Here is a 20,036-nt window from a genome sequence, read left to right on the forward strand (position 1 = left end):
GCGGCCGTCCCGTCCGAAGTCAGCCCGGGTTGGCGCCTTCTTCCTGCCGCGGCAGCATGAACCGGAACGTCGCGCCCTCGCCCACCGCGCCCTCGGCGCGGATCGTGCCGCCGTGGCGCTCGACGATGCGCTTCACGGTGGCCAGGCCGATGCCGTGCCCCTCGTACTCGTCGTTGCCGTGCAGGCGCTGGAACGGACGGAACAGCTTCGAGGCATAGGCCGGATCGAAGCCGGCGCCGTTGTCGCGCACGAAGAATCCGGCCATGCCCGGCGCATCGTCGCCCTCGCCCGGGTCGCGCCCGAAGTCGATGCGCGCGTCGTCGCGGCCGGCGGTGAACTTCCAGGCGTTGCCCAGCAGGTTCTGCAGCAGGTTGCGCAGCAGCGCGGGATCGCCCGCGGCATGCAGGTCGGGATCGATGGCGACCTCGACCTTGCGCGCCGGATCGCCCTGGCGCAGTTCGGCGACGACGTCCGCGGCCAGGCGACCGAGGTCGACGTCGGCATGCTGCAGCGGCTCGCGCGTGATCCGCGACATCTTGAGCAGGGCGTCGATCAACGCATCCATGCGGTTGGCCGCGTTGCGCACCCGGGTCAGGTAGTCCCGCCCGTCCTCCCCGATCGCGGCCGCGAATCGCTCCCCCAGCAGCCGGCTGAAGCCCTCGACCGTGCGCAGCGGCGCGCGCAGGTCGTGCGACACGCTGTAGGCGAACGATTCCAGTTCGTGGTTGGCCATGGTCAGCTCGCGCGTGCGCTGCTCGACCCGGGCCTCGAGCGTGCGGTTGAGCATGCGCACCTCGCGCTCGGCGCGCAGGCGGTCGGTGACGTCGTCGACCTGCGCCAGCTCGGCGACGTCGCTGCCGACGTCGCCGGGCACCGGCGAATGCACCAGTTGCACGAGGCGCAGGTCGCCGTCGCTGCGCCGCAGCTGCCGGGTGACCGGGCGGGTGCCGTCGCCCTCCTCGTCCGCGAACCCGTCCTCGCCCCCGGGATCGACGAACTGCGCCGCGAACGGCGTTCCCGGCAGCGCGCCCGGCGACACGCCCAGGATCCGCGCCAGCGCCGGGTTCGCCTCGACGATGCGCCCGCCGCGGTCGAGCAGCGCGATGCCGCTGCCCGAGTACAGCATCGCGTTGCGGAAGCGCTGCTCGCTGCGCCGGTAGGATTCGCTCATCGCCTCGGCCAGCCGCTCGGCGCGCGACTGGGTATGCGCCAGCGCCAGCACCACCGCGAACAGCAGCAGCGAGGCGATCAGCCCGGCCCCGATCGTCGCCTGCAGGCCGGACGGCCCGCGCGTCGCGGTCTCCGGCAAGGCCGGCGACGACTGGAAGTCGATGCGCCAGCGGCGGCCGTACAGGTCGAAGGTCTCGCTGTGGCGCAGCAGGTCGGCCGAGGTCGCGTCGGTGAAACCGCGGTCCTCGTGCACCAGCGTCCCCGCGCCGGCTCCGTCGCCTATGTCGGTGATGCGGACGAACTGGCCGGCGCGAAACGGCTGCAGCGCGCTGTCGATGAAGGCCTGCGTCTGGAACGGTGCGTACACCCAGCCGGACATCGCGGTGCGGCGCGCCAGCATGTTGCCCGGCTGGATGCCGTTGGCGTAGACCGGCGCATACATCAGCAGGCCACCCCGATCGTCGCCATCGCCCTGCTGGATCAGGCGGACCGGCGCGCTCAGCCGGATCTCGCCGGTGTCGCGCGCCGCGGCCATCGCCCGGTGCCGGGCGGCCTCGGAGAACATGTCGTATCCCAGCGCGCTGCGGTTGGCCAGCGTCTGCGGCTCGAGCAGCAGGATCGGCCCGTAGATCTCGCGCACGCCGTGCGGGCGGATCTGGAACAGGCCCTTGCCCTCGTCGCGCATTGCCAGTTGCAGCGCCTCCAGGTCCGAGCGCCGCAGATAGGGCACGTAGCCCAATCCCAGCAGGCCGCGAAACTGGCGCTCGATGTCGAGGCCGCCGACGTAATCGCGCCACTGCCGTTCCGTCGGCCGCGAAACCGACCAGTACAGCGACACGCCGCCGCGCAGGGCCAGCTCGTAGTGCAGCAGCCGCTGGCGCAGCAGCATCGCGATCTCGCTGCTGCCGGCGGCGAACTCGGCCTGCCGGGCGCTGCGCTCGCGCTCGCCCGCCTCGCGCGCGTACAGCCAGACCATCAGCAGCGAGCCGATCAGCACGACCACGGCGAGCACGTAGCCGCGGCGCAGCGACTGGCGACTGCGATCGGTCGTGGCAGGGGCACCCCTCGGGCTTCGCGGCATGCCCACAGCATACCGGCCCACCGCGGGCGAAGCGCCTGAACGCACGCGCCGGCCCCGCCCGCCGCCGCCTTGCACGGCCGCCGGCCGCCCCTATACTGGCTTGGTCAGCGTGATCGACGTTCCCCGGGGGTGCACTGGCTTCGACGGGGGTCGCGAAATCGCCTGGTGCATGCCGAGGGGGCAGCTTTCCTCGTAAATCCAGCGGCAAACTTCTAGTTGCCAACGACGACAACTACGCTCTCGCCGCTTAAGGCGTAAGCCCCGAACCCAGTCTGTGTCCGTGCTAGTGGGTGTAGGGTCATCATCACGGAAGCGATCGCGGTGGCTGCCTGCCAGCCGCGGTTCTAATCAAGCAGGCTGGCCCCTGGATGCGCTTTGCGCGCCGTGCTGTCCAGGGGCGAGATCCAACGGCGCGCTAAGCATGTAGGACCGGGGATGGAGTGCCTTCGGACGGCGGTTCGATTCCGCCCACCTCCACCATCCAAGAGACGAAGAAGCCCGCGCAAGCGGGCTTTTTCGTGACGCGCTGTCGCCGGGACCGAGGCTTTCAGCGGATTTCCTCGATTTCGGTGATCCGGCCACCCTTCGTGGTGAAGTTCACCTGCTTGTCCCGCAGGTGGTACTCCCAGCGTTCGCCCACGGCGGCGCCGCGGCTGTTCTCGAGGGTCACGATGCGATCGGGCTGGCGGCCGGCCTTCTGGACTAGCGCGCCGACGCTGTCGCCCACGCTGACCACGCCACGATCGAAACGGAAGGTCTCGCCAGCCAGCGCCGAACCGATGGCGAGCGCCAGGCCGAGCCCGAGCAGCATGTTCTTCATCCGTTTGCTCCACTGGATTCCGGTGCGGGCATAATGCCCCCGCTTCCGGGAGGACGCATGAACTTCAAGCGCAAGCGGAGCAAATCCCGTCGCGGCGGATGCCTGCTGTGCAAGCCGCACAAGGCCAACGGCTGCGGGCACGGCGGCAAGGCCGACGGGCTGAACATGCGCAACCTGCGGCGGATGGCGGCGGCCGTGCAGGAGATGAGGTACGCCTGACGCCTTTCCGCGGTCAAGGGCATGGAATGGCGTAGGTCGGCCCCCGTATCGAGTACGGGGCAGGCTCTACGTGGCCGACGCCTTTTGCCGACGCCTTGGTCGCCGATGACCGTGCATGGCCGTCGATGGCCACGCGTCGGGGGCGTAGCCCCGACCTACGATCCCCCGTCGAAGACCTGGAAGGACAAGGGCCGCTTGCGCGGCCCTTGTGGTATTCGTGCGTTGCCGGGGGGATCAGCCCTGCAGCGGCACCACGCGGATCTCGACGCGGCGGTTGAGCGCGCGGCCCTGCTCGGTGCTGTTGTCGGCGATCGGGTGACGCTTGCCGAAGCCGACGATCTCGAAGCGCTCGCGCTGCAGGCCCTGGCCGATCAGGTAGTTGCCGACCGAGGCGGCGCGCTGTTCGGACAGGCGCTGGTTGACCGCGTCGGTGCCGATGCTGTCGGTGTGGCCCGAGACCTCGACGATGGTCTGGTTGTACTCGGCCAGCGTGCTGGCGACGTTGTTGAGCGCCGGGTAGAACTGCGGCTTGAGGTCGGACTTGTTGAAGTCGAAGGTCACGCCGTCGGGCAGGTTGAGCTTGATCACGTCGCCCTCGCGGTCGACCTGGATGCCGGTGCCGGCGGTCTGGCGGCGCAGTTCGGCTTCCTGGCGATCCTGGTAGGCGCCGATCGCACCACCGGCAAGGCCGCCGACGCCGGCGCCGACCAGGGCGCGCTGGCGCCGTTCGGTGGCATCGCTGCCGCTGAGCAGGCCGGCCACGGCACCGATGCCGGCGCCGATCAGCGCGTTGTTGCGGGTCCGGTTGGGGTCGTCGGGGGCACTGGTCTGGCCGGTGTAGCTGGCGCAGCTGGCCAGCAGCATCGAGCCGGCGAGGACGGCCGAAACGGCGATTGCGGTCTTGTTGCGCATAGGGCGCTCTCCTCTGGTCGCGGGCGACGATCCCGCGTGATGAATGGGAGCGACAGCTAACCACGCACGGCGGCAAGGAAGGGTGACGAACGGGGCCGTGCGGCGCCTGCAGTATCGGCCGCGTTCAGGATTCCGCGGAGGCCGCTCCGGACAGTGGATCGAGCAGCGCGTCGGCATCGACCGAGTCCAGCCGCCGGTCCCAGTTGCCCATCATCGCCAGGTACAGCAGCTTCTCGAACTCGGGCCGGAAGCGCCGGATCACCGCGTCCGGATCCGGCACCAGGCGGCCGTCGGCGATCAGGCCGAAATGCACGCGGTTGTTGTAGCTCAGGATCGAGATGCCGATGCCGATCGAGCCGGTCTGCGGCACCCAGAACATCAGCTCCGACACCCGGCAGCCGGCGAGGTACAGCGGCTGCTGGGGCCCGGGCACGTTGGTCGCCACCGCCGTCGCCTTGCGGCTGAAGAGCTCCAGCGCCAGCTCCTGCAGCGCCTGCGGCGCCATGCCGAGCGCAGCAAGAAGTCCATATGCGACAATGGCTTGTCGAGAATTCTTCAACTGATTCATGCACTCGGCGACGTACTCCAGCCGCCGGATCGGATTGCCCTCACCCACCGGTAGGTCGAGGAACACCAGGCCGAAGTGGTTGCCGAGCTTCTTCGCGTGCTCCAGCGGGCGCAGGTTGACCGGCACGGTCGCGCGCAGGTTCAGGCCGTCGACCGCTTCGCCGCGGTCGAGCATGTAGCTGCGCAGCGCGCCGGCGGCGGCGGCCATCAGCACGTCGTTGACGGTGCAGTCGCAGGCGCGGCCGACCGCCTTCACCTCGTCCAGGTCCAGCGGTTCGGCCCAGGCCACGCGCTTGCTGACGCCGAGGTGGCCGCGCAGGATCGACGGCGGATCGTCGGGCAGGGCCAGCGCCTGCACCAGTTCGCGCGCGATCTCGCCGCCCTCGCGCGCGAGCACCCCGGCCAGGCCCGGGTCCTGCACCATTTCCATGCCCTTGCCGAGCATCCTGCCGCCGAGCTTCGTGTAGCGCTCGACCGCGCCGACCCGGCGCGCGACCTCGGCGCCGTCCTGCTTGAGCCAGGCGCGGGCGAGCGCCTTGTCCTTGCCGGGGTCGCGCGCGGTGTCGGTCAGCGACAGCAGCACCTGCACCAGGGCGATGCCGTCGGCGTAGCTGTGGTGGATGCGCGCGACCAGCGCCGAGCCGCCGCGGTAGCGTTCGACCAGATGGAACTGCCACAGCGGCCGGCCCTTGTCGAGCGGGCTCGAGGCCATCTGGCTGACGAAGCGCTCCAGCGCGCGTTTCTCCGCGGCCTCGCCGCGCGCGCCGCGCCCGCCGCCGCGGCCCGGCAGCGCCGACAGCCGCACGTGCCAGTCGAGGTCGAAGTGCTCGTCGTCCTGCCAGGCGGCGCCGGCCGCGCCGTCGACCGCCTTCTGCCGGAAGCGCGCGTAGGCGAGGAAGCGCTTGGCGATCGTCCGCTTGAGCCTGGCCAGCGACATCGGCTCGGCCAGCATCAGCACGCCGGTGATCATCATCGGATTGGTCGGGCGTTCCATGCGCAGCCACGCCGTGTCGACCCTGGACATCGCTTCGCGGCGCGCGCGTTGGCGCGGTGTGTTCGTGGCCATGCACCCTCCCGTGCGGTCGGTCGAGTGAATCACGTGGCCGTCGGAAGCGTCAATTTGGCTTGCCCCCTCCCCGCATGCGGGGGAGGGTTGGGGTGGGGGCAGTCGCCGGCATCACCCGGCCGCCTGGCCGCCCCGATACTCGCGCGGAATGCGCTCGTTGAGCTGCACGAGGATCTCGTAGGGGATCGTGCCGGCCGCCACCGCCACCTCCTCGACGCGGATCGCCTCGCCGTCCTGTTCGCCCACCAGCACCACCGCGTCCTCGTTGAAGGCGCTGTCGCCGCCGATGTCGACCATGAACTGGTCCATGCACACGCGGCCGACCAGCCGATGGCGCCGACCGCGGATCAGCACCTGCCCACGCGAGGACAGCGCGCGCGGCCAGCCGTCGCCGTAGCCGATCGGCACCGTGATCACGCGGGTGTCGCGCCCGGGCGTCCAGGTCGCGCCGTAGCCGACGCTGCAACCCGCCCGCACCACCTTGAAGTACACCACCTGCGAGACCAGCGACAGCGCCGGGCGCACCGCCACCTCCGCGCGCGCATCCGCATCCGGCAGCACGCCGTAGAGCAGGATGCCGGGCCGCACCATGTCCAGGTGCGTCTCCGGGAAATGCAGGATGCCGCCGGAGTTGGCGAGGTGGCGCACCGGCATCGGCGCATCGAGGCGCTCGAAATGCCCACAGGCCTCGAGGAAACGCTCCAGCTGCAGCGCGGTCATCGCCGACGCCGGATCGTCGGCGCAGGCCAGGTGCGAATACACGCCCCGGACCTCGCACCAGCGCGAGCGCACCGCCGCCTCGATGAAGGCCCCGGCGGAATCGCTGTGCACGCCGATCCGCTCCATGCCGGTGTCGATCTTCAGGTGGATCGCCGCCCTGCGACCCATCGCTTCCGCGGTCGCCTCCACCTGGCGCAGCTTGGACAGCGAGGACACGGTGATCTCGAGATCGTGCGCGAGGAACTGCGTGACCTGCGGCGCGAAGATCCCGCCCAGCACCAGGATCGGCACGGTGATGCCGGCCTCACGCAGCGCGATGCCCTCCTCCACGAACGCCACGCCGAAGCGCTCCGCGCCCTGCGCCTGCAGGTGCCGCGCCACCGGCAGCAGCCCGTGGCCGTAGGCATTGGCCTTGACGATCGGCATCACCGGCACGCCGGCGTGCGCGCGGATCGCGCGCAGGTTGGCGGCGATCGCGTCTAGGTCGACGACGATGCGCGTCGGACGCTGGGTGAAAGGCGTGCTCAAGCGGGAGACCCTGGACGGCGATCGTCATTGCGGCACAACCGCGCCGCATTGCATCGACTGGATTCTAGCGCGCCGCGCGGCCCGCCTGCGCGGGCGCCGGCCTACTCGAAGCTGCCGATCGAATCGTGCGCGAGGTTGTCGAAGCGGGTGTATTCGCCGAAGAACTTGAGCTTGATCGAGCCGGTGGGGCCGTTACGCTGCTTGCCGATGATGACCTCGGCCAGGCCCTTGTCCGGCGAGTTTTCCTTGTTGTAGTACTCATCGCGGTAGATGAAGACGATCACGTCGGCATCCTGCTCGATGGCGCCGGACTCGCGCAGGTCGGCCATCACCGGGCGCTTGTCGGTGCGCGTTTCGAGCGAGCGGTTGAGCTGCGACAGCGCGATCACCGGCACGTTGAGCTCCTTCGCCAGCGCCTTGAGCGAGCGCGAGATCTCGGAGATCTCGGTGGCGCGATTCTCGCTGTTGCCCGGCACGGCCATCAGCTGCAGGTAGTCGATCACGATCAGGCCCAGGTCGTGCTCGCGCTTGAGCCGGCGCGCCTTGGCGCGCAGCACGTCGGGCGACAGCGCCGGGGTGTCGTCGATGAAGATGCGGGTGTCCTTGATCAGCCGGATCGCGCTGGTCACGCGGCTCCAGTCCTCGTCCTCGAGCTGGCCGGTGCGCAGGCGGGTGGCGTTGACCCGGCCGACCGAGGAGATCAGGCGCAGCGCGAGCTGGCTGGCCGACATTTCCATCGAGAACACCGCCACCGCCTTCCTGGTCTTCATGGCCGCGTACTCGGCCATGTTCAGCGCCAGCGTGGTCTTGCCCATCGACGGGCGCGCGGCGAGGATCAGCAGGTCGGTCGGCTGCAGGCCGGCGGTCATCTCGTCGAATTCGGTGTAGCCGGTCGGCATGCCGGTGATGCCGCCGCCGTTGGCGTGCCGCGTCTGCAGGATGTCGAAGGCCTCGGCCATCGCCTTGTTGACCGGGGTGAAGTCCTGGCGGCCGCGCGCACCGGCCTCGGCGATCGCGAACACCTCCTGCTCGGCCCGCGCCAGGATCTCGCTGCTGTCGCGGCCTTCAGGCTGGAAGCCGTCGTTGACGATGCCGGTGCCGACCTCGATCAGCTGGCGCAGGATCGCCTTGTCGCGCACGATCTCGGCGTAGGCCTTGATGTTCGCGGCCGAGGGCGTGGTGCTGGCCAGCTCGACTAGGTAGGCGCCGCCGGCGACCTGCTCGGCCAGGCCCTGCGATTCGAACCATTCGCCCAGGGTCACCGCGTCGAAGGGCTTGTTCTTCTCGGCCAGTTCGCGGATCGCGCGGTAGATCAACTGGTGGTCGCGGCGATAGAAATCGCCTTCGGTCATCAGGTCGGCGACGCGGTCGTAGGCGTCGGGGGCCAGCATCAGGCCGCCGAGCACGGCCTGCTCGGCTTCCACCGACTGCGGCGGCACGCGCAGTTGTTCGATACGGCTCTCGGAGCGGCTTTCCTGGCGGAAACCGGGGCGTGCGGACATCAGCGGGGTGACTCCCAGCGACGGACCTTGGCGGTCCTGTTGTTGTTCTCGAGCGGTCATCGTAGCGGCTGCGGCTGTGGGTGCGCGATACAACAAGCTGTGGATAAGACAGCCTCCTGATACGCGGTCGCCGTCTCATGGCGCGAGACGGCGGGCCGCCCCTGCCGTCATCCCCGCGCCGGCGGGGATGACGGTACTTGCCTCAACAAAACGGGCGCCTTTCGGCGCCCGTTCCGTCTGCCTGCGGCGGCAGGTCGATCAGGCCGCTTCGGGCTCGACGACGACCTTGACCGTGGTCTCGGCGTCGGCGTGCAGGTGCACGACGATCTCGAACTCGCCGATATTGCGGATCGGGCCTTCGCCCATCACCACTTCCGACTTCTCGACCGGGGTGCCCAGCTTGGTCAGGGCCTCGGCGATGTCGCGCGGGCCGACCGAGCCGTACAGCTTGCCCTCGGTGGAGGCGTTGGCGTAGATCGTCACGCTCGCGCCATCGAGCTTGGCCAGGCGGCCCTGGGCCTCGTCGGCGATCGCCTGGGCCTTGGCTTCGTACTCGGCGCGCTTGGCCTCGAACTCGGCGAGGTTGGCGGCGGTGGCCGGCACGGCCTTGCCCTGCGGGACGAGGTAGTTGCGGCCGTAGCCGGGCTTGACGTCGACGGTATCGCCGAGGGCGCCGAGGTTGGTGACGCGCTGCAGGAGGATCAGTTTCATGGAGTGTCTCCGTATTCGTTAGCGACGGCGATGCGCCGCAACGGGTGCTGTCCGAATGGGACGAATGGGGTCGAACGAGGCCTGGGGAGGTTGCTCCGGACGGTGTGACTGCGTCGGGCTGGAACACCATCCCCACCCTTGCCCCTCCCTTTGAAGGGGAGGGAAACCGGGGCCTCCCCTGCGGGGAGGCGGCGTTTTTTACACGTTGTGGTTGTCGGTGTACGGGATCAGCGCGAGGAAACGCGCGCGCTTGACCGCGAGCGCCAGCTGGCGCTGGTAGCGCGACTTGGTGCCGGTGATGCGGCTCGGCACGATCTTGCCGTTCTCGGTGAGGTTCTGGCGCAGGGTGTTGAGATCCTTGTAGTCGATCTCCTTGACGCCCTCGGCGGTGAACTTGCAGAACTTGCGGCGGCGGAAGAACTTGGACATGTGCGTGCTCCTCAGGCGGCTTCGGCGTTGTCGGCCTTGTCGCCGTCGCCTTCGTTGTCGTTCGACGAGGTTTCCTCGTCATCGCGGCGGCGGCGCTCGCCGCGCTCCGGCTTGTCGCCCTTCTCGTCCTTGTTCTTCATGATCAGGGACTGCTCGGTGTCGGCCTCGTCGCGGCGCATCACCAGGTGGCGCAGCACGGCGTCGTTGAAGCGGAAGCCCTCGACCAGTTCGTTGAGCACGTCCTGGCCGGCCTCGACGTTGAACAGCACGTAGTGGGCCTTGACCAGGTTGTTGATCGGATAGGCGAGCTGGCGGCGGCCCCAGTCTTCCAGGCGGTGGATCTTGCCGTTGCCGTTCTCGATCAGCGTCTTGTAACGCTCGATCATCGCCGGCACCTGCTCGCTCTGGTCCGGATGGACCAGGAACACGATTTCATAGTGGCGCATCGATGTTTCCTTTCGGGTATTCGGCCGCCGCGGGGGGCGGGCCGGACAGCTCCCCGACGCCCGGAATTGGGGTGGTGGAGCAAGGGTCCCGGCGGCTTGGGCCGCAGGGAGCCGCGCATTATGGCGGATCAATGGGTTACGGGCAAGCAGGGCCGCCTCCGACCGGTGTCGTCCCGAGCGGAGCGAGGGATCTGCCTGCGGAGGGAAGCCCGCCAGCGGAGACCAGATCCCTCGCTTTGCTCGGGATGACAGTTCGGACAGGGGGTGCCGCCGGGCGCCTGCGCGGTTCAGGCCGCCTTGTCGGCGTCCGTGGTGAAGCTCTCCCCGCAGCCGCACTCGGCGGCGGCCCTGGGGTTGGCGAACACGAACTCGTGGTTCAGGCCCTTGCGCACGAAGTCGATGGTGGTGCCGTCGACCATCGGCTGGCTGGCGGCGTCGACGTAGATGCGCACGCCGTCCTGCTCGCTGACGCTGTCGCCCTCGCGCGCGTCGCGGGCCAGTTCCACCTCGTAGCCCCAGCCGGAGCAGCCGGTGCGCTTGACGCCGAAGCGCAGGCCGAGCGCGTCGGGATCCCCGGCGAGGAACTGGCGGACGCGTTCGAACGCAGCGGGGGTGAGCTGGATGGCCATGGCGGAATTCTAGCGTGGAGCGGCTGAAGGGCGCGGTAAACTGTGCGTTCCGATATCGGCCCCCTCTCCCCAGGATTCAAGGCATGACGGTTACCAGCGTCGAACACGCGCTCGCGGGCAGGATGCCCGCCGGCGGCGAAGTCACGGTCCGCGGCTGGGTGCGCACCCGGCGCGATTCCAAGGCCGGGCTGTCGTTCGTGAACGTCAGCGACGGCTCGTGCTTCGCGCCGATCCAGGTCGTCGCGCCGGCCGTGCTGCCCAACTACGAATCCGAGGTGAAGCGCCTGACCGCCGGCTGCGCGGTGGTCGCCACCGGCACCCTGGTGCCCTCGCAGGGCCAGGGCCAGAGCTTCGAGCTGCAGGCGACGAAGGTCGAGGTGGTCGGCTGGGTCGACGATCCGGAGACCTATCCGATCCAGCCCAAGGCGCACTCGCTGGAGTTCCTGCGCGAGGTCGCGCACCTGCGCCCGCGCACCAACCTGTTCGGCGCGGTCACCCGCATCCGCCACTGCCTGGCGCAGGCGGCGCACCGGTATTTCCACGAGAACGGCTACTACTGGATCAACACCCCGGTCATCACCACCTCCGACGCCGAGGGCGCGGGGCAGATGTTCCGGGTGTCCACGCTCGATCTGGCCAACCTGCCGCGCGGCAAGGACGGCGCGGTGGACTTCTCGCGCGACTTCTTCGGCAAGGAAACCTTCCTCACCGTCTCCGGCCAGCTCAACGTCGAGGCCTTCTGCCTGTCGATGAGCAAGGTCTACACCTTCGGCCCGACCTTCCGCGCCGAGAACAGCAACACCACGCGCCACCTCGCCGAGTTCTGGATGATCGAGCCGGAGATCGCGTTCGCCGACCTGGCCGAGGACGCGCGCGTGGCCGAGGAATTCCTCAAGTCCCTGTTCCGCGCGGTGCTGGACGAGCGCGCGGACGACATGGCCTTCATCGCCGAGCGCGTGCAGAAGGATGCGATCACCCGGCTGGAGGCCTTCGTCAACGCGCCGTTCGAGCGGATCGACTACACCGAGGCGGTGGAGCTGCTGCGCAAGTCCGGGCAGAAGTTCGATTTCCCGGTCGAATGGGGCCTGGACCTGCAGACCGAGCACGAGCGCTGGCTGACCGAGCAGCACGTCGGCCGCCCGGTGGTGGTGACCAACTACCCCGAGCACATCAAGGCCTTCTACATGCGCCTCAACGACGACGGCAAGACCGTCGCGGCGATGGACGTACTGGCGCCAGGCATCGGCGAGATCATCGGCGGCTCGCAGCGCGAGGAGCGCCTGGACGTGCTCGACGCGCGCATGGACCAGTTCGGCCTCGACCGCGAGCACTACGCCTGGTACCGCGACTTCCGCCGCTACGGCACGGTGCCGCACGCCGGCTTCGGGCTGGGCTTCGAGCGCCTGATCGTGTACGTGTGCGGGCTGTCGAACATCCGCGACGCGATTCCCTATCCGCGTGCGCCGGGGAATGCGGAATACTGATGGCCCGGCATGCGCAGGCCCCGTCACCCGTCATGCCCCGGCCCGTCATCCCGGCGAAAGCCGGGATCCATGTTGACTTTCGCATCCGCGCCAACGGCAAACTGGATCCCGGCTTTCGCCGGGATGACGATGCCGGAGCTGGCGCGCCTCCCTGCCAGCTGATCCCATGATCCTCTTCCTCGCCCTGTGCTTCGTCGGCGTCGCCATCGGCGGAATCACCGCCTTCGTGATCTTCTGGCCGCTGTCGCTGGTGCACCTGCGCGACCGCCATCCGCAGGCGCGCGCGGCGCTCGGCGAAGGCGCCTTCCTGAGCCCGGGTGCGCTGCGCTGGCTGCTGGGCGGACGCTATCGCGAAGTGCGCGACGCGCAGTTCACCGGGCTGGCGACGCCGGCACGGGTGTCGGCCTTCGTGATCCTCGGCGCGCTGGGCATGTCGGCGCTGCTGTGGCTGTGGGCGGTGGCCTTGCGATGAGCGACGCGCCGCATCACGTCAGCGAGGAATGGTGGCTGGCCTCGCTCGGTCGCACCATCGTCTGGGCCCGGCTGCGGGTGCGCGAGGCCGGCACCGCCGAGGTCTTCGACAGCGACGGCAATACCCTGGTCTACGACAGCGAGGACACCGCGCGCGCAATGCTGCTCGACGCCGACTTCGTCGCCTTCGACGGCCTCGACGAGGATGACGCGCTGGAGCGCGGCTTCTCGCTGGCCGAGCTGTCGCCGCCGGAAGGCGGCAATGACGAGGTGCTGCGCACGCGAATGCTGCAGTCGCTGGGCGCGCGGGCCTGAGCAACGGCCGGCCTCTACGACATCCCAGCCCCGTCGCCACCTCTCCCCTCGATCGCGACGGCGTCCTTCTGCGAATTCCCCGCCATCGTCGTCCCCGCGAAGGCGGGGACCCAGTGTCTTTCGCCCAGCCTCCTCCCAAGCGTCTCCCAACAGGGATCCTGCGGACCGCGTAGTGAGGGATTTCTCCCTTCGGTCGAAATGACAACGAATCGTCCGCGATGCCGTTGGCCCTGTCTCCGCCGCCGCCGGCGACGCTAAGATCACGACATGTACACCCCACGCGCCTTCGCCGAAACCGATCTCTCGCAGCTGGACGCGCTGGTCGCGGCCGATCCCTTCATCACGCTCGTTACCGGCGATGCCGGCGGCGCACCGTTCGCCAGCCACCTGCCGGTGCTGTACCGCCGCGACGGCGGGGACGTGCTGGTCGAGGGCCACTGGGCGAAGCCGAACCCGCAGGCGCGGCATGCCGGTCATGCGCTGGTGGTCGTGCACGGCGCCCATGCATACGTGTCACCGGCGTGGTATCCGGACAAGGAGGCATCCGCGCGCGTGCCGACCTGGAACTACGCCGTCGCGCATCTGTCCGGTACGCTGCAGACCTTCGACGACGAGGACGCGCTGGCCGACCTCGTCTCGCGCCTGAGCGACCGATTCGAGGCGCGTGCCGGCGAATCCTGGCGCTTCGAACCGGAGCGAGACGACCATCGCCGGCAACTGCGCGGCATCGTCGGTTTCCGCTTCGTGCCCGAGCGCATCGAACTGAAGTTCAAGTTGAACCAGAACCATCCCGTCGCCAACCGCGAGGCCGTCGCCGCCAGGCTCGCAGGCGTGGACGATCCCGACGCCCGCGCGATCGCGGCGATGATGCGCGATCGCGCGCACTGACCGGAGCCACAGACCATGGACCTGAACCTCTCCGGCCGCCACGCCCTCGTCTGCGGCGCTTCCGAAGGCATCGGCCGCGCGGCCGCGCATGAGCTTGCCCTGCTCGGCGCCGACGTCACCGCGCTGGCGCGCCGGCCCGAAGCGCTGGAGGCGGTGGTGGCTGCCCTGCCCCGCGCCGGCGTGCAGCGCCATCGCGCGCTCGCCGCCGACGTCTCGCGCCGCGACGAACTGCGCGCGCGCGTGGACGCGCTCGTCGCCGAAGCTCCCGTGCACGTCCTCGTCAACAACACCGGCGGGCCGCCCGGCGGGCCGGCGTTCGGCGCCGATGCCGACGCCTTCCTCGACGCCTTCGGCAAGCACCTGCTCGCCAACCAGGCGCTGACCCAGGCGGTGGTGCCGGGCATGCGCGCGGCGCGCTGGGGCCGCATCGTCAACGTGGTCTCGACCTCGGTGTACGAACCCATCGCCGGGCTCGGCGTGTCGAACACGATCCGCGGCGCGGTGGCGAGCTGGGCCAAGACGCTCTCGCGCGAGCTCGGCGCGGACGGCATCACCGTCAACAACGTGCTGCCCGGCTACACCGAGACCGCGCGCATCGAGCAGATCCTGCGCGACCGCACCGCCGCCACCGGCAGGACGCGCGGGGAGGTGGTCGCGGCGATGCTCGCCAGCGTGCCCGCCGGGCGCTTTGCACAGGCGGAAGAGACGGGGGGCGTGATCGCCTTCCTGTGCTCGCCGGCGGCGGGCTACGTCAATGGCGTCTCGCTGGCGGTGGATGGCGGCCGGATGCATTCGATATGAGGGCCGTGATTCGTGATTGGTGATTCGAAAAGGCGAGGAGCATGCGCTTCGCTCTGTCGAATCACCAATCACGAATCACCAATCACCAATCACCACTCACACAATGCCCGAAGGCCCCGAAATCCGCCGCGCCGCCGACCGCCTTGCCGAAGCCGTCGTCGGCAGGCCGCTGGCCTCGGCCTGGTTCGCCTTCCCCGCGCTGAAGCGCTTCCAGAAGTCGCTGCCCGGCCAGCGCATCGTCGCCATCGAGCCGCACGGCAAGGCGCTGCTCACCCGCTTCGACCACGGCTGGACGCTCTACAGCCACAACCAGCTCTACGGCGTGTGGAAAGTGGCCGCCGCCGGCGAGCGCCCCGACACCACGCGTTCGCTGCGCGTGGCGCTGGAAACCGCCGACCGGGCGATCCTGCTCTATTCCGCCTCCGACGTGGCGATGTGGCGCGACGAAGACCTCGTGCGGCATCCGTTCCTGTCCAGGCTCGGCCCCGACGTGCTCGATCCGGCGCTCGCTGCCGCCGCCGTCGACGCGCGCCTGCGCGAGCCGCGCTTCACCGGGCGTCGCCTCGACGGCCTGCTGCTCGACCAGGGCTTCCTCGCAGGCATGGGCAATTACCTGCGCGCCGAGGTGCTGTTCGAGGCCCGGCTGTCGCCGCGCCTGCGTCCGGCCGACCTGGACGACGCCCAGCGCCAGCGCCTGGCCCGTGCGCTGCTCGACGTGCCGCGCCACAGCTACCGCACCCGCGGCATCGAACCGGCGCGCGGCATGCGCGCCGACTACCTCGGCGACACGGCGGAAGGCTTCCGCTTCCGCGTGTTCGACCGCGACGGACAACCCTGCCCACGCTGCGGGACGGCGATCGTGCGCGAAACCCTGGCCGGGCGCCGGCTGTACGCCTGTCCCGCCTGCCAGTCCTGAACTCGCGATCGTCAAGAGCAAACGCCTTGGTCATCCCCGCGAAAGCAGGGATCCATCTGGTTTTACGCAAAGACGCTGGATCCCCGCTTTCGCGGGGATGACGGCAGTTGTCCAGAGGATCTTGAAGTCGCCCCCACAACGACCGGCGCGGCGGCAGGTAAGCTGTGCCCCCATGAAGCACTGCCGGCACTTCATCGACGGCGCCTTCCGCGACCCCGCGGGCGGTCGCTGGCTCGACGTGTTCGAGCCCGCGACCGGACAGACGCTGGCGCAGGTGGCCGCCGGCGATGCGGTCGACGTCGACGCCGCGGTCGCGGCCGCCTCCGCCGCGCTGCCGTCGTGGTCCGCCCTGCCCGACGAAGCCCGCGCACGCTGGCTGGAGCGGCTGGCCGATGCGCTGGAGGAACGCCTCGACGCCTTCGCGCAGGCCGAGTCGCGCGACGGCGGCAAGCCGATCCGGCTCGCGCGCGAAGTCGAGATCCCGCGCGCCGTCGCCAACCTGCGCTTCTTCGCGCACGCGGCCACCCAGTTCGCCAGCGAATCGCACCATGGCCAGGCCGGCCTGAACTACACGCTGCGCCGGCCGCTGGGCGTGGTCGGCACAATCTCGCCGTGGAACCTGCCGCTGTACCTGTTCACCTGGAAGATCGCCCCGGCGCTGGCGGCGGGCAACACGGTGGTCGCAAAGCCGTCGGAGGTCACGCCGATGAGCGCCACCCTGCTGGCCAAGCTCGCCGCCAGGATCGGTTTCCCCGCCGGCGCGCTCAACCTGGTGCACGGATCCGGTCCCGATGCCGGTGAAGCGATCGTCGCGCATCCGCATGTCCGCGCGGTGTCGTTCACCGGCAGCACCGCGGTCGGCCGACGCATCGCCGGCGTCGCCGGCCCGTTGCTGAAGAAGGTGTCGCTGGAGCTCGGCGGCAAGAACGCGACCCTCGTCTTCGCCGACAGCGACTGGCGGGCGCAGCTCGACACCCTGGTGCGCTCGGCGTTCCAGAACAGCGGCCAGATCTGCCTGTGCGGATCGCGCCTGCTGGTGGAACGCGACATCTACGCGCAGTTCCGCGAGGCCTTCGTCGAACGCGTGCGCAGCCTGCGCCTCGGCGATCCGGCCGATCCGGACACGCAGCTCGGCCCGCTGGTCTCGCAGGCGCATTTCGACAAGGTCACGGCGGCGATCGAGCGCGCGCGCGCGGAAGGCGGCCGCTTGCTCTGCGGCGGCGGCGTGCCCGGACGCCCCGGCTGGTTCGTCGAGCCCACCGTCATCGAAGGCCTCGGCCCCGACGCCGACACCAACCGGCAGGAGATCTTCGGCCCGGTCGCCACCCTCCAGCCCTTCGACGGCGACGACGACGCGCTGCGCCTGGCCAACGCGACCGACTACGGCCTGTCGGCCTCGATCTGGACCCGCGACCTCGCCCGCGCGCACCGCCTCGCCGCCTCCGTCCGCGCCGGCGTCGTCTGGATCAACGCCTGGCTGATGCGCGACCTGCGCACGCCCTTCGGCGGCACCGGACAATCGGGCCTGGGCCGCGAGGGCGGGCTGGAGGCGATGCGTTTCTTCACCGAGCCGAAGAACATCGGCCTGTCTCTGGGATAATCGCGGCATGGGCGAACTCGACACACTCCTCGGCCGCAACCGCGAATGGGCCGACCGCATCTCCCGCGAAGACCCCGGTTTCTTCGACCGGCTGTCGACGCAGCAGACCCCGAAATACCTGTGGATCGGCTGCTCCGATTCGCGCGTGCCGGCCAACCAGATCCTCGGCCTCGACCCGGGCGAGGTCTTCGTCCACCGCAACATCGCCAACGTGATGTCGCATGGCGACCTCAACGCGCTGTCGGTGATCCAGTTCGCGGTGGACATCCTCAAGGTCGAGCACATCCTGCTGGTCGGCCACTACGGCTGTGGCGGCGTGCACGCGGCGCTGACCGGCGCCCGCCTCGGCCTGGCCGACAACTGGCTGCGCCACGTGTCCGACCTGGCGAAGAAGCATGTCGCCCTGCTCGCGGGCATCGAATCCGAACCGCTGCGCCACGCGCGCATGTGCGAACTCAACGCCATCGAGCAGGCGCTCAACGTCTGCGAGACCACCGTGGTCCAGGACGCCTGGGCGCGCGGGCAGCGCCTGGCCGTGCACGGCTGGGTGTACTCGCTCAACGACGGTCGCGTGCGCGAACTGGGCATGGACGTGTCCTCGCCCGACGATGTCTACACCACCTACCGCACGGCGCTGGCCGCGATTGCCGAAATCGCGGCGCAGGGAAAGCGCGATGACTGAAGCCGTGCACGCCGCCGCGGCACCGAAGCCGGTCGGGCGCTATCCGCACGCGCGCCGGGTCGGCGAACTGCTGTTCCTCTCCGGCATCGGCCCGCGCGACCCGGCGACCGATGCGGTGCCCGGCAACGTGTTCGACGCCGACGGCAGGCTGGTCGCGCACGACATCGCCGCGCAGGCGCGCGCCGTCTTCGCCAACGTGCGCGCCGTGCTCGAGGCCAGCGGCGCGCGCTGGGAGGATCTGGTCGACGTCACCGTCTACCTGACCGACATGGCCGCCGACTTCGCCGGCTACAACGCCGCCTGGGCCGAGCATTTCCCCGATGCGGCCATCGCCCCCTGCCGCACCACCCTCGGCATCGACGCCCTGCCCACGCCGATCGCCATCGAGCTGAAGTGCATCGCCGCGTTGAAGTCATCTCCTTCGCCAGCGAACTTCACGTCCCCTCCCCCGCTTGCGGGCGAGGGTTAGGGTGGGGGCCACCGGAGAACCCGTCATGATTCCAGCCCCGCTGAACTTCCAGAAGTGGATCGAGGACAACCGCCACCTGCTCAAGCCGCCGGTGGGCAACAAGTGCATCTACGACGGTGACTTCATCGTCATGGTCGTCGGCGGCCCCAACGCCCGCACCGACTACCACTGGGAGGAAGGCCCGGAGTGGTTCTACCAGCTCGAGGGCGAGATGACCCTGCGCATCCAGGAGGACGGAAAGGTCCGCGACATCCCGATCCGCGCCGGCGAAGCCTTCCTGCTGCCGCCGCGCGTGCCGCATTCCCCGCAGCGCGCCGAAGGCTCGATCGGCCTGGTGATCGAACGCAGGCGCCTGCCGCACGAGGACGACGGCCTGCTCTGGTTCTGCGAGAACTGCAACGAAAAGGTCTACGAGGAGTATTTCCACCTCAATGACATCGAGCAGGACTTCTTCCGCGTCTTCGAGACCTTCTACCGCAGCGACGAACTGCGCACCTGCCGGGCCTGCGGCCACCTCAACCCCCGCCCGACCCGCTACGAGATGCAGGCCGATTCGCAGGCCGACATCACCTGAGCCGCGGCGCATGCTCAAGATCGACATCCACGCCCACTACCTCCCGCGCGACTGGCCCGACCTCGCGCGCAGGTACGGCGAGGCGCGCTTCCCGGTGATCCACCACACCGAGGACGGCCGCCACCGGATCTACAAGGACGGCCGCTTCTTCCGCGAGATCTGGTCCAAGACCTGGGACGCGCAGGAACGCATCGACGACTACGCCCGCTTCGGCGTGCAGGTGCAGGTGATCAGCACGGTGCCGGTGATGTTCAGCTACTGGGCGAAACCTGCCCACGCGCTGGAGCTGCACCAGGCGCTCAACGACCACATGGCGCAGACCTGCCGCGACTTCCCGCGCCACTACGCCGGCATCGGCACGGTGCCGCTGCAGTCGCCGCGGCTGGCGGTGCAGGAGCTCGAGCGCTGCATGGACCAGCTCGGCCTGCAGGGCGTGCAGATCGGCTCGCACGTGCAGTGTCCCGACGGCGCGCACTGGAACCTCGACGCGCCGGAGCTGTTCCCGTTCTTCGAGGCCGCTGCCGACCTCGGCGCCGCGATCCTCGTGCATCCCTGGGACATGATGGGCACGGACACGATGCCGAAATACTGGCTGCCGTGGCTGGTGGGCATGCCGGCCGAGCAGTCGCGCGCGGCCTGCTGCCTCGTGTTCGGCGGCGTGCTGGAGCGGCTGCCGAAGCTCAAGGCGTGCATGGCCCACGGCGGCGGCAGCTTCCCCTACACGATCGGCCGCATCGAGCACGGCTTCAACATGCGGCCCGACCTGGTCGCCACCGACAACCCGCACAACCCGCGCGACTACCTGCGCAGGCTCTACTTCGATTCCTGGGTCGCCGACCCGCGCGCGCTGCAGTACCTGCTCGATACCTGCGGCGTGGACCGGGTGATGCTCGGCACCGACTATCCCTTCCCGCTCGGCGAACAGGTGCCGGGCGCGGGCATCGAGGAGATCGCGCTCGAAGAGGCCGCGAAGGCGCGCCTGTACCACGGCACCGCGCTGGAGTGGCTGGGGGTGCCGCTGTCGCGCTTCGCCTGA

General features: G+C 69.7%; 22 protein-coding genes and 1 other RNA gene. 13 read left to right on the forward strand and 10 right to left on the reverse strand.

Annotated features, from left to right (window positions below; all coding sequences use genetic code 11):
* Positions 1-19 precede the first annotated feature (19 nt).
* A complete protein-coding gene (locus FQY83_RS03675) occupies positions 20-2,251 on the reverse strand; it encodes a CHASE domain-containing protein (protein ID WP_146385071.1) in 2,232 nt (743 codons plus the stop codon).
* Positions 2,252-2,376: 125 nt separating this feature from the next.
* Here FQY83_RS03675 and ssrA point away from each other — a divergent pair.
* Positions 2,377-2,731, forward strand: a transfer-messenger RNA (tmRNA) gene (gene ssrA / locus FQY83_RS03680).
* A 67-nt stretch (positions 2,732-2,798) separates the two neighbouring features.
* On the opposite strand, the gene FQY83_RS03685 is transcribed toward ssrA, so the two are convergent.
* Complete coding sequence (locus FQY83_RS03685; protein ID WP_146385073.1) at positions 2,799-3,071, reverse strand: hypothetical protein; 273 nt, start codon at positions 3,069-3,071, stop codon at positions 2,799-2,801.
* A 57-nt stretch (positions 3,072-3,128) separates the two neighbouring features.
* Here FQY83_RS03685 and FQY83_RS17555 point away from each other — a divergent pair, with 57 nt between their 5' ends.
* The gene (locus FQY83_RS17555; RefSeq protein WP_158636426.1) at positions 3,129-3,290 is read left to right on the forward strand and encodes a hypothetical protein; all 162 of its coding nucleotides are present in this window, start codon (positions 3,129-3,131) and stop codon (positions 3,288-3,290) included.
* 234 nt (positions 3,291-3,524) lie between these two features.
* Here FQY83_RS17555 and FQY83_RS03690 read toward each other — a convergent pair whose 3' ends face one another.
* From FQY83_RS03690 to FQY83_RS03725, 8 genes are all read right to left on the reverse strand, one after another.
* Positions 3,525-4,202: a YiaD family glycine zipper/OmpA-like lipoprotein gene (locus FQY83_RS03690; protein WP_146385075.1), complete on the reverse strand. Its 678-nt coding sequence runs from the start codon at positions 4,200-4,202 to the stop codon at positions 3,525-3,527.
* 124 nt (positions 4,203-4,326) lie between these two features.
* Positions 4,327-5,835 (reverse strand): WS/DGAT/MGAT family O-acyltransferase, encoded by a 1,509-nt coding sequence (locus FQY83_RS03695; RefSeq protein ID WP_146385077.1) that lies wholly within the window; start codon positions 5,833-5,835, stop codon positions 4,327-4,329.
* Positions 5,836-5,946: 111 nt separating this feature from the next.
* Positions 5,947-7,083, reverse strand: a complete 1,137-nt coding sequence (alr, locus tag FQY83_RS03700) for an alanine racemase (RefSeq protein WP_146385079.1) — start codon at positions 7,081-7,083, stop codon at positions 5,947-5,949.
* 101 nt (positions 7,084-7,184) lie between these two features.
* The gene (locus tag FQY83_RS03705; RefSeq protein WP_146385081.1) at positions 7,185-8,585 is read right to left on the reverse strand and encodes a replicative DNA helicase; all 1,401 of its coding nucleotides are present in this window, start codon (positions 8,583-8,585) and stop codon (positions 7,185-7,187) included.
* Between the two features lie 258 nt (positions 8,586-8,843).
* Entirely contained in the window at positions 8,844-9,296 is a 453-nt protein-coding gene (gene rplI / locus FQY83_RS03710; RefSeq protein WP_146385083.1) for a 50S ribosomal protein L9, read from the reverse strand.
* A gap of 198 nt (positions 9,297-9,494) precedes the next feature.
* The gene (gene rpsR / locus FQY83_RS03715) at positions 9,495-9,725 is read right to left on the reverse strand and encodes a 30S ribosomal protein S18 (protein ID WP_146385085.1); all 231 of its coding nucleotides are present in this window, start codon (positions 9,723-9,725) and stop codon (positions 9,495-9,497) included.
* 11 nt (positions 9,726-9,736) lie between these two features.
* Positions 9,737-10,171: a 30S ribosomal protein S6 gene (rpsF, locus tag FQY83_RS03720; RefSeq protein ID WP_146385087.1), complete on the reverse strand. Its 435-nt coding sequence runs from the start codon at positions 10,169-10,171 to the stop codon at positions 9,737-9,739.
* Positions 10,172-10,458: 287 nt separating this feature from the next.
* Positions 10,459-10,800 (reverse strand): HesB/IscA family protein, encoded by a 342-nt coding sequence (locus tag FQY83_RS03725; protein WP_146385088.1) that lies wholly within the window; start codon positions 10,798-10,800, stop codon positions 10,459-10,461.
* Positions 10,801-10,883: 83 nt separating this feature from the next.
* Here FQY83_RS03725 and asnS point away from each other — a divergent pair, with 83 nt between their 5' ends.
* The 11 genes from asnS (at position 10,884) to FQY83_RS03780 (ending at position 20,036) form a co-directional block, all read left to right on the forward strand.
* Positions 10,884-12,284: an asparagine--tRNA ligase gene (asnS, locus tag FQY83_RS03730; RefSeq protein WP_146385090.1), complete on the forward strand. Its 1,401-nt coding sequence runs from the start codon at positions 10,884-10,886 to the stop codon at positions 12,282-12,284.
* A 166-nt stretch (positions 12,285-12,450) separates the two neighbouring features.
* Positions 12,451-12,756 (forward strand): hypothetical protein, encoded by a 306-nt coding sequence (locus tag FQY83_RS03735; protein ID WP_146385092.1) that lies wholly within the window; start codon positions 12,451-12,453, stop codon positions 12,754-12,756.
* Positions 12,753-13,070: a hypothetical protein gene (locus tag FQY83_RS03740; protein ID WP_146385094.1), complete on the forward strand. Its 318-nt coding sequence runs from the start codon at positions 12,753-12,755 to the stop codon at positions 13,068-13,070. Before FQY83_RS03735 ends, FQY83_RS03740 begins: the two co-directional genes overlap by 4 nt.
* Before the next feature lie 267 nt (positions 13,071-13,337).
* Positions 13,338-13,958 (forward strand): FMN-binding negative transcriptional regulator, encoded by a 621-nt coding sequence (locus FQY83_RS03745; RefSeq protein WP_146385096.1) that lies wholly within the window; start codon positions 13,338-13,340, stop codon positions 13,956-13,958.
* Positions 13,959-13,973: 15 nt separating this feature from the next.
* Positions 13,974-14,759: an SDR family oxidoreductase gene (locus FQY83_RS03750; protein WP_146385098.1), complete on the forward strand. Its 786-nt coding sequence runs from the start codon at positions 13,974-13,976 to the stop codon at positions 14,757-14,759.
* A gap of 103 nt (positions 14,760-14,862) precedes the next feature.
* Positions 14,863-15,675, forward strand: a complete 813-nt coding sequence (nei, locus tag FQY83_RS03755) for an endonuclease VIII (protein ID WP_146385100.1) — start codon at positions 14,863-14,865, stop codon at positions 15,673-15,675.
* 172 nt (positions 15,676-15,847) lie between these two features.
* Positions 15,848-17,275 (forward strand): aldehyde dehydrogenase, encoded by a 1,428-nt coding sequence (locus tag FQY83_RS03760; protein WP_146385102.1) that lies wholly within the window; start codon positions 15,848-15,850, stop codon positions 17,273-17,275.
* 7 nt (positions 17,276-17,282) lie between these two features.
* Positions 17,283-17,957, forward strand: a complete 675-nt coding sequence (gene can / locus FQY83_RS03765; protein ID WP_146385104.1) for a carbonate dehydratase — start codon at positions 17,283-17,285, stop codon at positions 17,955-17,957.
* Complete coding sequence (locus tag FQY83_RS03770; RefSeq protein WP_146385106.1) at positions 17,950-18,426, forward strand: RidA family protein; 477 nt, start codon at positions 17,950-17,952, stop codon at positions 18,424-18,426. The genes can and FQY83_RS03770 overlap by 8 nt, the downstream gene beginning before the upstream one ends.
* 25 nt (positions 18,427-18,451) lie before the next feature.
* The gene (locus tag FQY83_RS03775; RefSeq protein WP_146385108.1) at positions 18,452-19,000 is read left to right on the forward strand and encodes a 3-hydroxyanthranilate 3,4-dioxygenase; all 549 of its coding nucleotides are present in this window, start codon (positions 18,452-18,454) and stop codon (positions 18,998-19,000) included.
* A 10-nt stretch (positions 19,001-19,010) separates the two neighbouring features.
* On the forward strand, positions 19,011-20,036 hold the full coding sequence (locus FQY83_RS03780; protein WP_146385110.1) for an amidohydrolase family protein: 1,026 nt from the start codon (positions 19,011-19,013) through the stop codon (positions 20,034-20,036).

Source organism: Luteimonas marina (assembly GCF_007859325.1).
Taxonomy (GTDB): Bacteria; Pseudomonadota; Gammaproteobacteria; order Xanthomonadales; family Xanthomonadaceae; genus Luteimonas; species Luteimonas marina.

Bases quoted from the DNA above. Each gene is read 5' to 3' on its own strand.
- FQY83_RS03675 (WP_146385071.1), bottom strand. From the start codon at position 2,251: ATGCCGCGAAGCCCGAGGGGTGCCCCTGCCACGACCGATCGCAGTCGC.
- FQY83_RS03685 (WP_146385073.1), bottom strand. From the start codon at position 3,071: ATGAAGAACATGCTGCTCGGGCTCGGCCTGGCGCTCGCCATCGGTTCG.
- FQY83_RS17555 (WP_158636426.1), top strand. From the start codon at position 3,129: ATGAACTTCAAGCGCAAGCGGAGCAAATCCCGTCGCGGCGGATGCCTG.
- FQY83_RS03690 (WP_146385075.1), bottom strand. From the start codon at position 4,202: ATGCGCAACAAGACCGCAATCGCCGTTTCGGCCGTCCTCGCCGGCTCG.
- FQY83_RS03695 (WP_146385077.1), bottom strand. From the start codon at position 5,835: ATGGCCACGAACACACCGCGCCAACGCGCGCGCCGCGAAGCGATGTCC.
- FQY83_RS03705 (WP_146385081.1), bottom strand. From the start codon at position 8,585: ATGTCCGCACGCCCCGGTTTCCGCCAGGAAAGCCGCTCCGAGAGCCGT.
- rplI (WP_146385083.1), bottom strand. From the start codon at position 9,296: ATGAAACTGATCCTCCTGCAGCGCGTCACCAACCTCGGCGCCCTCGGC.
- rpsR (WP_146385085.1), bottom strand. From the start codon at position 9,725: ATGTCCAAGTTCTTCCGCCGCCGCAAGTTCTGCAAGTTCACCGCCGAG.
- rpsF (WP_146385087.1), bottom strand. From the start codon at position 10,171: ATGCGCCACTATGAAATCGTGTTCCTGGTCCATCCGGACCAGAGCGAG.
- FQY83_RS03725 (WP_146385088.1), bottom strand. From the start codon at position 10,800: ATGGCCATCCAGCTCACCCCCGCTGCGTTCGAACGCGTCCGCCAGTTC.
- asnS (WP_146385090.1), top strand. From the start codon at position 10,884: ATGACGGTTACCAGCGTCGAACACGCGCTCGCGGGCAGGATGCCCGCC.
- FQY83_RS03735 (WP_146385092.1), top strand. From the start codon at position 12,451: ATGATCCTCTTCCTCGCCCTGTGCTTCGTCGGCGTCGCCATCGGCGGA.
- FQY83_RS03740 (WP_146385094.1), top strand. From the start codon at position 12,753: ATGAGCGACGCGCCGCATCACGTCAGCGAGGAATGGTGGCTGGCCTCG.
- FQY83_RS03745 (WP_146385096.1), top strand. From the start codon at position 13,338: ATGTACACCCCACGCGCCTTCGCCGAAACCGATCTCTCGCAGCTGGAC.
- FQY83_RS03750 (WP_146385098.1), top strand. From the start codon at position 13,974: ATGGACCTGAACCTCTCCGGCCGCCACGCCCTCGTCTGCGGCGCTTCC.
- nei (WP_146385100.1), top strand. From the start codon at position 14,863: ATGCCCGAAGGCCCCGAAATCCGCCGCGCCGCCGACCGCCTTGCCGAA.
- FQY83_RS03760 (WP_146385102.1), top strand. From the start codon at position 15,848: ATGAAGCACTGCCGGCACTTCATCGACGGCGCCTTCCGCGACCCCGCG.
- can (WP_146385104.1), top strand. From the start codon at position 17,283: ATGGGCGAACTCGACACACTCCTCGGCCGCAACCGCGAATGGGCCGAC.
- FQY83_RS03770 (WP_146385106.1), top strand. From the start codon at position 17,950: ATGACTGAAGCCGTGCACGCCGCCGCGGCACCGAAGCCGGTCGGGCGC.
- FQY83_RS03775 (WP_146385108.1), top strand. From the start codon at position 18,452: ATGATTCCAGCCCCGCTGAACTTCCAGAAGTGGATCGAGGACAACCGC.
- FQY83_RS03780 (WP_146385110.1), top strand. From the start codon at position 19,011: ATGCTCAAGATCGACATCCACGCCCACTACCTCCCGCGCGACTGGCCC.